This window comes from Cupriavidus taiwanensis (assembly GCF_900250115.1).
GTDB classification, from domain to species: domain Bacteria; phylum Pseudomonadota; class Gammaproteobacteria; order Burkholderiales; family Burkholderiaceae; genus Cupriavidus; species Cupriavidus taiwanensis_B.
Genome location: NZ_LT984804.1, coordinates 380,060 through 393,498 on the forward strand (window position 1 = coordinate 380,060; position 13,439 = coordinate 393,498).

General features: G+C 67.9%; 12 protein-coding genes. 3 read left to right on the forward strand and 9 right to left on the reverse strand.

Going from position 1 to position 13,439, the window contains the following annotated elements:
- Positions 1 to 7: 7 nt before the first annotated feature.
- Positions 8 to 1,231, reverse strand: a complete 1,224-nt coding sequence (locus tag CBM2586_RS18550; protein WP_431194958.1) for a hypothetical protein — start codon at positions 1,229 to 1,231, stop codon at positions 8 to 10.
- Positions 1,232 to 1,579: 348 nt separating this feature from the next.
- On the opposite strand from CBM2586_RS18550, the gene CBM2586_RS18555 reads away from it, so the two are divergent.
- Both CBM2586_RS18555 and CBM2586_RS18560 read left to right on the forward strand, forming a co-directional pair.
- Positions 1,580 to 2,311 carry an RNA polymerase sigma factor gene (locus CBM2586_RS18555; protein WP_115665511.1) on the forward strand — a complete coding sequence of 244 codons (732 nt, stop codon included), beginning with the start codon at positions 1,580 to 1,582 and terminating at the stop codon, positions 2,309 to 2,311.
- Positions 2,312 to 2,430: 119 nt separating this feature from the next.
- Positions 2,431 to 2,859: a hypothetical protein gene (locus CBM2586_RS18560; protein WP_115689092.1), complete on the forward strand. Its 429-nt coding sequence runs from the start codon at positions 2,431 to 2,433 to the stop codon at positions 2,857 to 2,859.
- A 9-nt stretch (positions 2,860 to 2,868) separates the two neighbouring features.
- Here the strand turns inward: CBM2586_RS18560 and CBM2586_RS18565 are convergent, their stop codons facing one another.
- The 5 genes from CBM2586_RS18565 to CBM2586_RS18585 form a co-directional block, all read right to left on the reverse strand.
- Entirely contained in the window at positions 2,869 to 3,366 is a 498-nt protein-coding gene (locus CBM2586_RS18565) for a hypothetical protein (protein WP_115665509.1), read from the reverse strand.
- Positions 3,367 to 3,448: 82 nt separating this feature from the next.
- On the reverse strand, positions 3,449 to 5,812 hold the full coding sequence (locus CBM2586_RS18570) for an acetamidase/formamidase family protein (protein ID WP_240987965.1): 2,364 nt from the start codon (positions 5,810 to 5,812) through the stop codon (positions 3,449 to 3,451).
- 98 nt (positions 5,813 to 5,910) lie between these two features.
- Positions 5,911 to 6,102: a DUF1427 family protein gene (locus tag CBM2586_RS18575; protein WP_115665507.1), complete on the reverse strand. Its 192-nt coding sequence runs from the start codon at positions 6,100 to 6,102 to the stop codon at positions 5,911 to 5,913.
- A gap of 1 nt (position 6,103) precedes the next feature.
- Positions 6,104 to 6,343 (reverse strand): XapX domain-containing protein, encoded by a 240-nt coding sequence (locus tag CBM2586_RS18580; RefSeq protein ID WP_115665506.1) that lies wholly within the window; start codon positions 6,341 to 6,343, stop codon positions 6,104 to 6,106.
- A 26-nt stretch (positions 6,344 to 6,369) separates the two neighbouring features.
- Positions 6,370 to 7,395, reverse strand: coding sequence for an acetamidase/formamidase family protein (locus CBM2586_RS18585; RefSeq protein WP_115665505.1), 1,026 nt, complete (start codon positions 7,393 to 7,395; stop codon positions 6,370 to 6,372).
- 419 nt (positions 7,396 to 7,814) lie between these two features.
- Here CBM2586_RS18585 and CBM2586_RS18590 point away from each other — a divergent pair, with 419 nt between their 5' ends.
- Positions 7,815 to 9,029: a CaiB/BaiF CoA transferase family protein gene (locus tag CBM2586_RS18590; protein ID WP_115665504.1), complete on the forward strand. Its 1,215-nt coding sequence runs from the start codon at positions 7,815 to 7,817 to the stop codon at positions 9,027 to 9,029.
- 82 nt (positions 9,030 to 9,111) lie between these two features.
- Here the strand turns inward: CBM2586_RS18590 and CBM2586_RS18595 are convergent, their stop codons facing one another.
- The 3 genes from CBM2586_RS18595 to CBM2586_RS18605 all read right to left on the reverse strand — a co-directional run bounded on the left by CBM2586_RS18595 (position 9,112) and on the right by CBM2586_RS18605 (position 13,403).
- Complete coding sequence (locus tag CBM2586_RS18595; RefSeq protein WP_115689096.1) at positions 9,112 to 10,449, reverse strand: sensor histidine kinase; 1,338 nt, start codon at positions 10,447 to 10,449, stop codon at positions 9,112 to 9,114.
- A gap of 50 nt (positions 10,450 to 10,499) precedes the next feature.
- Positions 10,500 to 11,750 (reverse strand): alpha-hydroxyketone-type quorum-sensing autoinducer synthase, encoded by a 1,251-nt coding sequence (gene cqsA / locus CBM2586_RS18600; protein ID WP_115689099.1) that lies wholly within the window; start codon positions 11,748 to 11,750, stop codon positions 10,500 to 10,502.
- A gap of 474 nt (positions 11,751 to 12,224) precedes the next feature.
- Positions 12,225 to 13,403 carry an acyl-CoA dehydrogenase family protein gene (locus tag CBM2586_RS18605; protein ID WP_115689101.1) on the reverse strand — a complete coding sequence of 393 codons (1,179 nt, stop codon included), beginning with the start codon at positions 13,401 to 13,403 and terminating at the stop codon, positions 12,225 to 12,227.
- Positions 13,404 to 13,439: the final 36 nt, after the last annotated feature.

Here is a 13,439-nt window from a genome sequence, read left to right on the forward strand (position 1 = left end):
ATATCGGTCACAGCGACTTCAGATACTCCGCCAGGTTGGCAATATCCGTGCTGCTCAGCCCCAGTCCCCGCTTCGTGTTGTAGGTATTCACGACATCCGAAAATGTCGCCGCGGAGCCGTCGTGAAAATAGGGCGGGTGTTGCCACGCGCCCTTCAGTGGCGTGGTCCGGTATTGCCGGGTCGCCGAGCGTGAGGCATAGCTCGGGTTCTCCGGCTCTGCCATCGAGTCGGCGGGCGGATGAAGCATCGAGTTGGCATCGGTAAAGGCCGGGCCACTATGGCAGGTCGCGCATCGACCTGCGCCTTCGAAAACAAGGCGGCCCCGCGCGGCCGCTACCGGGTCGAAACTGCCGGCCGGCGGCGGCGGTGCGCTCAGGGACAGCTGATACGCCTGCAAGGCCGGAAGCTTGCTGGTGACAAGGTCTTCCGCGCCATTCGTGATGGCAATGTTCAGCCGTGGCTCGGATACGGAGCCAAGGCCGCCCATCTGCGAGACGGCGACATATCGATTCCAGTACATGATGTCTTCGCCGTCGCCGGTAAAGGTGATGCGATGAATGCCCGCCAGCCCGAAGGCGGGAGGTATCACCACCGGCTTGCTGAGGCCGTCGATATTGCCGCGCGGATCGTACTTCCCTGCACCCCAGGCGTTAAGGACCTTCTTCATGGCATCGTCGATGGCAGGTGACAGTGCGATGATGGCGCCGGGGTCGAGGTCCCGGTTGGGCCATCCATCCAGCCGCCTGCCGATACCCGGCGCGAACGAGTTGTCCACGGTCGAATGACAAAGCGCGCAGGTGATGCCGACGCGGGTCAGCCTGTCTACGCCGTTGACCGTCTCGACCGTCCCCTTGATGCCGACGACGGCGTTGAATTTCAGCAGCGCCACCGTTGTAGCCGGACTCTTCAGGTCGATCGTGCCATTGCGGATGCCATTCGCGACCGCCGCGGGCAAGGCGTCGGCGTCCACCTTCAGCCCGACCGAAAACGCGGTCAAGGGATCCACCGAGCTGGCGATGACTTCGTGCATCCTCAGCTTGTCGGTCCACTTTGCTTCATCACCGAAGGTATCGAAGCGGAAAATCTGTTTGCCCTGCTCGACCAGGGCCCTTTGCGCCGCTTCCGTGCTGGCCGCGTCGGTGCCTTCCCCGCCGGAACCACCGCCGCATCCCGCGGCTGCCGCCATCGCCGCCGCCGTCACCAGTGCACTGGCCAGCCGCCGTCGAGGCATCCGCTGCATGGTGGAACGCGGCGGCGCCAGGGCTTGCACTTCTGCTTCGGGTACCAGTGCGGAGGGTTGCTGGTTCATGATCGGCGTCCTTGTCACAAGAGGATGAGGCGACTGATGCATGACAACGGACATGCCGACGGCGGCAGTAGCGCGAACGGGTCCGGTGCCTATGTCATTAGACGTTGACGGACGCGGGAAGGTGACACGAGGCCTGGGCCACATTGCATCCGCTTGCGGCGGGTGACGTTCTCCTATGATTGCTGACGCATGGTGCGAGCGTTCTGCCCGAGCCTGCTGTCACCTTTTGTCACCGGTGCCGTCTAAAGATCAGGAACGGGAAAAGCAAATATGGACCCAAAGCAGAACCCCTGGTCGTCTCCGCCGTCTGCTTCCGGTGCCTCGACGGATGCCGAGCTGGTCGCAAGCGCCCGTGCCGGCGCCGCGTCCGCCTTCGAAATCATCATGCGGCGCAACAACCGCCTGTTGTTCCGCACCGCGCGTGGCGTGGTCCCGGACGACGCCGAAGCGCAGGATGTGGTGCAGGAAACCTACCTGCGCGCCTTTACCAGCCTGGATTCGTTTCGGCGCGAGGCAGCGCTGAGCACGTGGCTGGCGCGCATTGCCATCAATGTCGCGCTGACCGCGCAGCGCAAGAGACGTGGGCTGGTCCAGATGGGAGCCAGGGCCGAAGACGACGATTCCGCCGAAGCTTCACCGGAGAACGTGATGGCCTTCCGCACCCCCGACGCCGAATCCCCCGACGCCATGGCCGAGCGCAGCCAGGTGCGCGAGCTGCTGCAAAGCGCGGTCGACAATTTGCCGCCGATCTATCGTTGCGTGTTCATCTTGCGGGCCGTCGAAGACATGAGCGTCGAGGAGACGGCATATTGCCTTGGCGTCAGTGATGACGTGGTCAAGACACGCTTCCTGCGCGCGCGCAAGATGCTGCGCGAAACCCTGGCCGAACAGGCAAAGCCCTATCTGCGGAACACCTTCAGCTTTGCCGGCGCGCGCTGTGACGCAGTGGTCAATCACGTGTTCGCGGCCCTGCGTGCGCGTGGGCTGGTGCGCTCGCAATGACGGATCGGAAAGCATCATCCCGACCCGGATGGCGTCCTATGGTATGGTCAACCACATGAACTCATGTGTCGTGGGTGATGCATGGGCGACAACCACATGCAGCTGGAGAGTGACGCAGCGTGAGTAATGCGAAGGAACCGCGGCGCAAACTGCTGGCGGACAAAGTCTCGCTCAGCAGGACTCTGCGCCTGAGCGTGGCGGCAGAGGACAGGCCCGCGCCGGTCAATCGCAGGGACTGGCTGCGACAGCGCAAGGCGCAATTGCAGGCGGCCCGTGCCGCCGCCAGGCAAAGGCGCAACCTGCTGCGAGCCGAGATCATGTCGGCCGCGCAGGATATTGCCCGCGAGGAACGCACCGCCGCGCGGCTGGATTCGGAACGGCTGAAGGCCGAAGCCCGGTCCGAACGTACCTACGCGCGCGAGGACGAACGCGCCGCCGCCCGCTTCGAGCGCGGCCAGCCTAAGCGCCCGGCTGCCAGGACCAAGACGCTGGCCCAGGAGAAAAGCAAGCTGGTCTCTTACGCCGAGCTGTTGCGGCTGCGCAAGTAATCGAGCTTGCTAGCGAATCCGGTCGAAGCCGCTGGCGGCCCAGCGCTCGGCGCTGTCGCGCGTCAGGCGGAAGTCGGGCCGCACCCTGATGGTGGCCAGCACCTCGCCGAAGGCATCCTCGGCGCTCAGCGTGCCGAAGGGCTCGAACTCATCGGGCGTGATCGCCAGCTTCACGGTCACGCTGCCGGCTTCGGCTTCGATGCTGACCTGTTTGTTGAGCTGCGCGTGCAGCTGCTGCTCATGGCGCCGGATCACTTCCGAGGCGGTCTTGACCAGGGTCTGGTGCGCGGTGGCATCGAGCGGCTTGGGGTCGACCTTGTTGCGCCCCATGGTCCAGGGGCCGACCAGCGCCGGCTCGGCGCTGCCGTCGCGGATCATTTCGACCGCCCAGCCTTCGCCATCCTCGTTCTTGATGACGCGGGCGGTCCAGCCCTTGTCGCGCCACAGGCGCGGTTCATGGATGGCCGAGGCTTCGTGCCCGGGCAGTGCGTCTTCGGTGTGTGGCATCAATCTCGTGGTACGGGTCGGGGAACCCGCCAGAATACTATAGGGCCCGGCGGCAGGCCCGGGCATCCTGTGCCGCGGACCCTCACGGCCGCGTAAACAAGGCCTTCCGGATGATGGCGTGGACGCCCCAGTTGCCGTTGACCACCTGCGTGATGCCGAAATCCACCGCCACCGAGATCAGCGTCACCGCCTCGTCCTCGCTCAGCCCCTTGACCGTCATCAGGAAGCGGCGGGTCTTGCGGAAGGCATCGCGCATGGCGTCGTCGAGCGTGGACTTCAGGTAGATGTGGCTCTGCGCCATCTGGCCCAGCTCGGTCAGGTGGTTGGGCGAGCTGAAGCCATGCAGGATCCATTCGTCGGCGGTCTCCACCAGCGGGTAGCTCAGGTCGGCAAAGGCTGCGCCGCGTTCGATCATGGTGCTCTTGTGCAGGATCAGCTGGAACTCACCGGTCAGCGAGCATTCGATGGCGGTGCCGCACAGCTCGGAATCGCCCTGCGACGCATGCGGGTCGCCGATCGACAGCAGCGCACCCGGCACCGCCACCTTCAGGTAGACGCTGGCGCCGCGGGCGACGCGCCAGTTGTCGAGGTTGCCGGCAAAGCTGGAGGGCGGGATCGAGTCGATCAGCCCGTCCTGCGCCGGCGCCACGGCGATCACGCCGAAATGCGGGCGGATCGGGATCTCGATATCGCGCAGCACGTCGTGGTTCTTGACGATGGTGTCGTGATCGACCGGGACGCCGGGATAGTCGATGGTGGCATGCAGCACGCCGAACGGATCGCGCTGCGGCGTCCAGCGGAAGCTGTAGACGGCGCGGGCGCAGCCGTCGGCACGTTCGCAGTCGATCTCGAACACCGTCACCACTTCGCGCTCGCGCGGCTCGGTCAGCATGTCGCGGTAGTGGAAGCCCCACCAGGTCGCGGCGTTGCTGCCGAAGGCGCGGCCGGCAAAACGCGGGTTGGCGCACGGGCGCGGGCGCACGTCGAGGATGCGCACCTCGAGCACGTCGCCGGGCATGGCGCCGCGCACCGCGACCGGGCCGGTGCAGATATGCACGCCGAAACCCTCGCCGGCACCGCGCCCGTAGACCGAGGCATCGATCGGGCCGGCGCCGCGGCGGTCGACGTTCTTCTGCCCGGCGCTCCAGTGGAACACGCTTTCGGCGCCGGCGTCGCCGTCGATCATGCGCTCGCGGTCGTCCGAGGCGTGCTGGGTCAGCGTTTCGATGGTGACGGTGTCGCCCGACATCACCTCCAGCACGGGCGGCAGTGCGTGGCTCAGGTAGCCCCAGTGCACGGTCTTGTCGGTCGCCTGCAGCCAGTGGTGCCGGCCTTGCGGACGGTCCGCGTGCGAGCGGGCCTGGGTGATGGGCACCACGGACGGGCCGGGCTGCACGCGTGCGCGCACGCCGTCGTTGGCCGGCGCGCGCGGTTGCGCGGCGCCACGCCTGGCATCGGCCGGAAGTCCGCGCGACACATTCAGCGGCGGGCGCGGCGTGGGCGTGCCCGCGGCCTGCTCGCGGTACGTGCGCGGCGAGATCCCGAACTGCTCGCGAAACGCATGGCTGAAGTGCGAAGCATCGTTGAAGCCCCAGCGATAGCAGATGTCGGAGACCGAGAGCTTGTCGTACTGCGCATTGGCCAGGTCGGCGCGGCAGCGCTCCAGCCGGCTGGTGCGCAGGTAGGCGGAAAAGCTGCTGCCGGATTTCTCGAACAGTTTCTGCAGGTAGCGCGCCGACATGTGTTCGTCGGCGGCGATGGCGGCGAGGCTGAGCTCGGGCTCGGCCAGGCGCGCGTCGATGCGGCTGCAGACCCGGGCGAACACCGCCGCGCGCGACGGCGTCATGTCCGGCGGCGCGCTCGGCTGGTGGTCCGCCAGGGCCGCGCCCAGGCAGGCGACGATGGTGCTGTCGAAGGGCTGGACCGCCCGGTCGCCGGCGCACACCAGGGTGTCGATGCTGGCCGCCATGGATTGCAGCAGGCGCGCGAACAGTTCCGCCGCGTCGCCGCCCAGCACCAGCGCCGAGCGCGGCAACGGCGCGGTGATGCGCGCGTGCAGCAAGGCCTGCCCGATATGCACGATCAGCAGGCGGAAGCCGGTGGTCAGCGCCACCTTGCGCGCCGCGTGCCCGGGCACGCACAGCAACTGGCCGGGGCGCAACGGCTCGCGCAGGTCCGGGGTGGCGAGGTGCGCTTCGCCCTCGGTCAGCATCAGCAGCATCAGGCCGCGGCCGTCGCCGGCGGTGATGGCCAGCGTCTGCGGCACCGACGCGATGCAGGTCAGCCCGATGCCGGCAGGCGTGGTGCGCGACTGGATCGTGCCGTGCAGGGTGTGGTCGGCGCACAGGCTCTCGCACTGCAGGCGCGCCGCCCTGAGTTCGTCGCGCCATGCGGCGCCGCGCCGGTTGCGCGGATACGCTTCGGTGGAAAAACGCTGTAGATGCAATGGAGCCTCCCTGGCGTCTGACTGCCACAGCGCCGGGGCGGCGGAGATGGCGCTCCGCCGCGCCCGCGCAACGTTGCTGGCAAAGGCCTGGCGATGCCCTAGCCGATCAGCAGCTGCCCCCGCATCGCGGCTACCAGGACAAAGCCGGCGAAGGTGCCGAGGATGGCGAAGATGCCGCCCAGCACGTTCGGGGCCGGTATCGGCGCCCGTACCGCAGTGTAAAGAAGACCCGTCACCAGGCCAACCGCCGCGGCCTGCAGCTCGGTGCTGCCCAATGCGATTTCGACCATGTCATTCCCCCGATGCATCGATTGCGGTGGCTCGGCGGCTGGCCGGCGGCCGCCCGAAGGCGATGGTCCGGCGCCACGCGTGCACGATCAGGTAGCCGAGGTACGTGAACAGGATCGCGCAGATCCCGCCGGTGACGTTCGGCGCCGGAATCGGCAGGTTGAGCCAGGAGTACAACGTGCCGGTGACCAGGCCGACCACCAGTGCCACCAGTTCGTTGCGGCCTATGTAGACGTATTGCATGCGCGTTCTCCGTGGATGGCGGCGGCTCAGCCCCTGGCCTTGGGCGGGAAGATGGTGCGCGGCATGGTGCAGTGGATGCCCTGGGTGCCATCGACCACCTGGGTCACGCCGAAGTCCGCCGATACGCTCATCAGCGAGTAGGCGTCGTCGCGCGACAGGCCCTGTTGTTCGGTCAGCAGGTGGATCATGTCGCGGGCGGCGTTCCGGCCGGCTTCATCGAGGTCTTCATGGAAACCGTGCACGACCCAGCAGTCCGGCGTTTCCAGCAGCGGCGAGGGGAAGTGGAAGTCCTTGCGCAGCACGATCTGGAACAGCACGTTGAGCGAGGCCTCGATCGCGGTGCCGCTGACTTCGCCGTCGCCCTGCGAGATATGCGGGTCGCCGATCGAGAACAGCGCGCCGTCGACCTGCACCGGGTAATACATGGTGGCGCCCGCGCCGATGCGCCAGTTGTCGATATTGCCGCCGTGCAGGCCGGGCTCGACGGTGGTGACGCGGCCGCGTGCGTCGGGCGCGACGCCGGCGGTGCCCAGGTGCGGGCGCACCGGAACACGCACGCCGGCCAGCGCCGGCTGGCGGCAGCATTCGCGCTCGTCGACCACCTTGCCGGGGATGGTCAGCTTGCCGGGATAGTCATAGGCGTAGAGCGCGTGCGCGGTGTTGGAGGGCTGGTCCAGCTCGTAGATGGTGACCCGTTCCTTGTCGAACTCCTGGTACAACTGGCCCCAGCTCGCGGCGACATTGGCGCCGAAGCGGAAGCGCGGAATCATCTGCAGATAGCGCACCTCGAGCACGTCGCCCGGCCTGGCGTCTTCGACATAGATCGGCCCGGTCATGATGTGCACGCCCGGGTGGCGGTCGTCGTGCGGAACCTTGCGGTAGATCTCGCGGATGGCGTCGTCCATCATCAGGTCGGGGGCGTCGCCGGCATGGTGGGTCACCGCTTCGGCGCGGATCAGGTCACCGCTCCTGACGGTCAGCGCGGGCGCCTGGGTGGCATCGAAGTAGCCCCAGTGGATGGTCTCGGGGCGGGCGGGCAGGTCGTGCAGCATGGTTGTCTCCTTGGTTTTTTGCCGCCGCATCCACGGCCGCATCGGCGACCGCGTCCACAGCCGTGCAGCGGGTGCACGGCTGGCCTGGTCGAAGGCGTCCGGGATACTGGCGATGCGTCGCAGGCGGGTCTGGCCTGTTCCCGCTGGCGAGGCTGGCGTCGCCGCGGTGAGTCAATACTAGGGATGGCGCGGGCCCGGCCAGTAGGGCGATTCCCCCCAAACTCTTGTGTAGCCGCGCCCTAAGGTAAACCCGCTGTGTGCCGCCGCGATCTGGCCGGGAGCAGGGGAGTGTTAATTTTTGATTGACACCGTGTCAACGATTGATGGAATTGTCGACCCGGCCTTGACAGTGCAAAATCCGGGCGAAGCCCGGGTCGATCCATCGCAGGCCCGAGAGACACACACAAGGAGATCGCCGCATGGCTGATACCAATAATTCCCCGCGCCTGCCGCTGGCAGGCGTGCGCGTGCTGGACCTGTCCCGCGTGCTGGCCGGACCGATGTGCACGCAGGCGCTGGGCGACCTGGGCGCGGAGGTGATCAAGGTCGAACACCCCGGCCGCGGCGACGATACGCGCGACTGGGGCCTGCGCGTCGGCACCCGCAACACGGCTTACTTCAACAGTGCCAACCGCAACAAGCAGTCCATCGGCATCGACCTGCAGCAGCCCGAAGGCCAGCGCATCGTGCGCGAGCTGGCGGCGAAGTGCGACGTGCTGGTGCAGAACTTCAAGTTCGGCGGCATCGACAAGATGGGGCTGGGCTACGAGGCGCTGAAGGCGATCAACCCGGGGCTGGTGTATTGCTCCATCACCGGCTACCGCAGCAATGGCCCCGAGGCGACCCGCCCCGGCTACGACCTGGTGGTGCAGGGCGAGGCCGGCCTGATGGCGCTGAATGGCGAGGAAGGGCAGGGGCCGCTGAAGTTCGGCACGGCGGTGGTGGACATGTTCACCGGCATGTATTCGGCGCAGGCGGTGCTGGCCGCGCTGTACGACCGCCAGCGCACCGGCCAGGGCCGCCATGTGGAAATGGCGCTGTATGACTGCGGCCTGATGATCACCGCCTACTATGGCCTGGAGGCGCTGCTGATGGGCGAAGACCCGCCCAAGTACGGCAACGCCCATCCCTCGATCGTGCCCTACGGCGTGTTCGACGCGGCCGATGGCCCGCTGGTGATCACGGTCGGCAACAACGCGCAGTTCCAGCGCTTCTGCACCGAGGTGATCGAACGCCCGGACCTGGCCGCCGACGAACGCTTCGCCACCAACACCGGCCGCTCGGCCAACCGCCAGGCGCTGCTGCCGGAACTGCGCGCCGAACTGGCGCGCCGCCCGCGCGAACTGCTGCTGGCGCGCCTGAGCGCCGCCGGCATTCCGTGCGGCGAGGTGCTGGGGCTGCTCGAAGCCCTGCGCTCCAGGCGCTCGGCCGAGGCCGGCCTGCTGGCCGAATTGCCCAATCCGGAAACCGGCCGGGTCGAGGTGCTGGCGCCGCCGTACCGGCTCGACGGCGAACGCGTGCCGGTGCGCGCCGCGCCGCCGCTGCTGTCGCAGCATACCGAGCGCGTGCTGGGCGACCTGCTGGGCATGGATGCCGGGCAGGTGGCCGCGCTGAAGGCTGCCGGGGTGGTGTAACGGCCGGCGCGGGCCGGCGGGGGGGGGGCGCGTCAGCTTACGTCAGGGCGCGTCAGCGTACGTCAGGGCGCGTCAGGGCGCGTCAAGGCGCGTCAAGGCGCGGCAGCTCCGGCCATTTTTCCTTGCGCGGGAAGCGCAAGTCGAACTCGGTGAATACGTGCTCCTCGGAGCGGCAGCTGATGGCGGCGCCCCAGGTGCCGAGCACTTTCTGGCAGAACGCCAGCCCGATGCCGGTGCCGCGGTGCGCGGGGTAGGAGAAAAAGGGCTGGAACATCCGTGCCAGCACTTGCGGCGGCACCCCCGTGGCGGTGTCCCGGAACATCACGTGGACGGCATCGGACTCGACCTTGCAGCGGATATGGATGGTGCCCTTGCCGGCGCGCCGGATCGCTTCCAGCGCGTTCTTCAGCAGGTTGGTCGTGACCAGGCCGAACAGCTGCGCGTTGCCCATCACATAGGCGCGGCCGGGCAGATCCAGCGTGACCCGCTCCTGGTCGCCGGGCTCGAACGGAAAGCGGCCGACCGCGTCGCGGATCACCTCGCCCACTTCGAACAGTGCCTGCGTGGCGTTTTCCGGGTTCTTGGAATTGGCGACCAGCAGTTCGATGCTGTTGCTGATATGGGCCAGGTCTGATTCCATCCGCGCCACCGCCTGCATCAGGCCTTCGCGCTGCGGCGTGTCCCGGTCCAGCGCCGCGGGCAGCCGGGCCTTGAGGCCCCGGGCGGTCATGGCCAGGCTGGTCAGCGGCGTGCGCAGCTCATGCGCCACCGTCGCCAGCGCGGCGGCCATGCCGCGCCGCTTCTGCTCGGCCAGCAGCTGGCGGTCCATCTTGATCACCACCAGCACCGCGATGACGAAGCCGATCACCGGCAGCTGCAGCAGCACCGGCTCCCACGGGATGCCGCCCATGGAATTGCCGGCCAGCACGAACAGGGTAATCGCGGCGGCGGCGCCCGCGAACAGGGCAATGGTCGCGAACGCGGTGTTGAAGTGATACAGGATCACCACGGCGATGATCACCGATTCGGCCCATACCATCGAGCCGCCATTCTCCAGATAGAAGAAGATAAAGGCGAACGGCAGGCCTACCGTGATGGCAAAGAGCGCATAGGGCGGCAGCCAGCGCCGGCCCGAGAACGCCGAGGCGAACAGCAGCGGCACGAACAGCGCGGTGCAGGCCAGCCGCAGCCACAGGTTTTCATAGGGCTGCGGAAACACATAGGACCAGATCACGTAGTACAGCGGGTGTCCCACCACGCCCAGCGCGCCCACCATCTGGATCCGGCGCAGGCGGATGACGCTTTCCTCGTCCAGCAGCGTGGCCCGCGCGGCGGTCTCGAACACCGCCTGCCATGCCTGGCGGGCCAGCCCGGCCAAGGTGGTGCGGTCGACCTCGGCTTGCGCTACCTTTGCATCCATCTCCGGGGCTACTCCTCGCGGCCGCCTGCCAGCGGCCCGCTTGTGGGATTTCAGGACTTGCGCCGGGCGCGGCGCGTCGACGACCACTCGTCCAGCCGGACTTCGTCGCGGATGCTGGCGAGCACCCCGACCAGGCGGTCGATTTCGCTGGCGCCAAGTTTCGCATGCAGCGTAAGTCGCATCAATGCCCGGTTCTTCGGCGTGGCCGGCGCACAGAATACCGCGCCGAAGATGCCGCGCCGCTGCAGCGCATCGCGCAGCACCTTCACCTGCGGCTCGGTGCCGGCCTCCAGCCCGATGATCTGCTCCGAGCCCTCGCTGATGTTGTAGCCCAGCGCGGCAATCGCGGCCCGGGTGTCGCGGGTGATGGCATGCAGGCGCGCCCGGCGCTCGTCGGCCGCGGCAATGAAATCCGTCACCGCGTCGAACCACGCGATCTCGTGGCGCAGCAGCCCGGAGCTGAAAATGGCCGGCCGCGATTCCACCGCGAAGAAATCCTTGAAGGCGGTGGAGCAGGCCACGTAACCGGCGCGCCCGGCAAAGGCCTTGGCCAGCGACGCGGTGCGGAAATGCACGCGCTCCGACAGCCCCAGCGCCGGCACCAGGCCGCCGCCGCGCGGGCCATGCGTGCCCAGCGAGTGCGATTCGTCCACCACCAGCACGCAGCCGGACGCTTCGGCCAGTTCGACATAATCCACCAGCGGCGCCACGCTGCCGGTGGTGCTGTAGACCGAATCCACCATGATCACGCCGGGACCAAAGCGCTCCAGCTGGCGGCGCACATGATCGCAATCGTTATGGCGCACCGGCACCGCCTGCGCGCCCGCGGCGATGATGCCTTCCCACAGCGAGGCGTGGCCGTTCATGTCGATATAGACCGGGACGCCGGGGCCGGCGATGCACTGCACCAGGCCAACGTTGGCGGCCCAGCCGGACTGGGCGATCAGGCCGTCCTCGGCCTGCATCAGGTCGGCGATCTTGCGCTCGACCCGCCGCTGCGGCGTATCGCCGTGCATGAACACGGACGACATCAGCAGTTCCGGCTCATCCTCGACAAAGGCCCGCACCTGTGCCTGCACCAGCGTGGCTTCGCCCAGCAGGCACAGGTAGTCGTTGCTGCTCAGGTGCAGCGCGTCCGGTCCGGGCGCAAGCCCGTGCAGCAGGTGGTCGCCGCCCCAGAGCTTGCCCATGCGCTCTTCGAAATGCTGTGCCATCCGCGCCGTGATCCAGGGCGGCAGGGTCGGTGCCCTGGTGCGGGAGGCATGGTGGCGGGATTGCACAGGCTCGGCTTCGGAGAACATCGGTCGTCCTTCAACAGGTGAGATGAAAATCGGAGGAAATCGACAAGGCTTGCATGGCGCCTGCGCCAAAGCCAGCCGCCCATGCGTGGGGGGTGCGGCGCAACGTTCCCCATGGCGCGCCAGGTGCCGGCATGCCACGGGATCCCGGTTCATGTAGCGACCACTGTGCCAGTGTTAGCCAAGGATTGTGACGGGACTTCCACCAATCCGACGTCTGCATGCAGACTAGTTTGCCCGGATCGATCGGTCACGCGGCAGCGCAAGGCTGCGGGTATTCAGGAAGGGTGTTTCGCACGAGAAGGTGCTGTATCTAGCACTTGTGCCGGGTTTGCGCGAATGCCGGGCGCGGATGGCCCGGGGCGCTGCTGTGCGGGTGCGAGGCTTGCCGGCGCCCGGCACTGGCGGCCGGGCACCGTTGCGGAACCGCAATGCGCAAGCACCGGCGGCCCCGCCGTAGTGCATGGAAACCGGCGATCAGCCCGCGCCGGCGCCCTCCAGTGCCGCGCCGCGCGCTTCCAGGGTGCGGCGCGCGATATTGAGCTGGTGGATCTGCGTGGTGCCTTCATACAGGCGGAACAGCCGTACGTCGCGATAGAAGCGCTCCGCGACGGTGCGCGCCATGTACCCGCTGCCGCCGAACACCTGCACCGCGCGGTCCGCCACGCGGCCGGCCATTTCCGAGGCGAACAGCTTGCACATCGACGCTTCCATGGTCACGTCCGCGCCGGCATCGCGCTTGCGCGCGGTCTCCAGCACCAGCGCGCGGGCCGCATGCAGCTCCGTATTGCTGTCGGCAATCATCTGCTGCACCAGCTGGTAGTCGGCAATCGGCTTGCCGAACTGGCGGCGCTGCGCCGCGTAGCGGACCATCTCGTCGACCAGCCGGACCGCCGGGCCCACGCACAGGCCGGCCAGGTTGATGCGCTGCTTGTTCAGCGCCTTCATCGCGGTCTTGAAGCCGACATTGGGTTTGCCGCCGACGATGGCGCTGGCGGGCACGCGGCAGTCCTTCAGGTAGACGTCGGCCACGGGCGAGCCGTGCTGGCCCATCTTGCGCTCCGGCTCGCTGGTGCTCAGGCCCGGCGTGCCGCGCTCGACCAGGAAGGCGCTGATGCCGTGCGCGCCCGGCGTGCCCGGATCGGTGCGGGCGAACACGGTGAACAGGTCGGCGATCGGCGCATTGGTGATAAAGCACTTGCTGCCGTTCAGCACGTAGTGGTCGCCGTCCTGCGTCGCCGTGGTCTGCAGCGCGGTGGCATCGGAGCCGGCCTCCGGCTCGGTCAGCGCGAAGCAGCCGGTCATCTTGCCGGAGGCCAGCTGCGGCAGGTAGCGCTGGCGCTGCGCTTCGGTGCCGTCGGCCACCAGCGACTCGGACGCGATGCCGGTATTGCCGCCGAAGCGGGCGCGGAAAACCGTGGCGGCCTGCGACACTTCGATGTTCACCTGCGCCAGCTCTTCGGTGGTCAGCCCGGCGCCGCCGTAGGCCTCCGGAATGCTGTGGCCGAACAGGCCGAGGCGGCGCATCTGCTCGACCACGGGCTCGGGGATGACATCGGTGCGGTCGATCTGCGCCTCGAGCGGGATGCAGGTTTCCAGCACGAAGCGGCGGAGTTCGGCAAGCAGCGCTTGCTGGCGGGCGGAGTCGCGGATCATGGAAGGGGTTCCGGTAGTGGGTTGAGGATGGCGGGG

Bases quoted from the DNA above. Each gene is read 5' to 3' on its own strand.
- CBM2586_RS18550 (WP_431194958.1), bottom strand. From the start codon at position 1,231: ATGCCTCGACGGCGGCTGGCCAGTGCACTGGTGACGGCGGCGGCGATG.
- CBM2586_RS18565 (WP_115665509.1), bottom strand. From the start codon at position 3,366: ATGCCACACACCGAAGACGCACTGCCCGGGCACGAAGCCTCGGCCATC.
- CBM2586_RS18605 (WP_115689101.1), bottom strand. From the start codon at position 13,403: ATGATCCGCGACTCCGCCCGCCAGCAAGCGCTGCTTGCCGAACTCCGC.
- cqsA (WP_115689099.1), bottom strand. From the start codon at position 11,750: ATGTTCTCCGAAGCCGAGCCTGTGCAATCCCGCCACCATGCCTCCCGC.
- CBM2586_RS18585 (WP_115665505.1), bottom strand. From the start codon at position 7,395: ATGCTGCACGACCTGCCCGCCCGCCCCGAGACCATCCACTGGGGCTAC.
- CBM2586_RS18580 (WP_115665506.1), bottom strand. From the start codon at position 6,343: ATGCAATACGTCTACATAGGCCGCAACGAACTGGTGGCACTGGTGGTC.
- CBM2586_RS18555 (WP_115665511.1), top strand. From the start codon at position 1,580: ATGGACCCAAAGCAGAACCCCTGGTCGTCTCCGCCGTCTGCTTCCGGT.
- CBM2586_RS18575 (WP_115665507.1), bottom strand. From the start codon at position 6,102: ATGGTCGAAATCGCATTGGGCAGCACCGAGCTGCAGGCCGCGGCGGTT.
- CBM2586_RS18595 (WP_115689096.1), bottom strand. From the start codon at position 10,449: ATGGATGCAAAGGTAGCGCAAGCCGAGGTCGACCGCACCACCTTGGCC.
- CBM2586_RS18590 (WP_115665504.1), top strand. From the start codon at position 7,815: ATGGCTGATACCAATAATTCCCCGCGCCTGCCGCTGGCAGGCGTGCGC.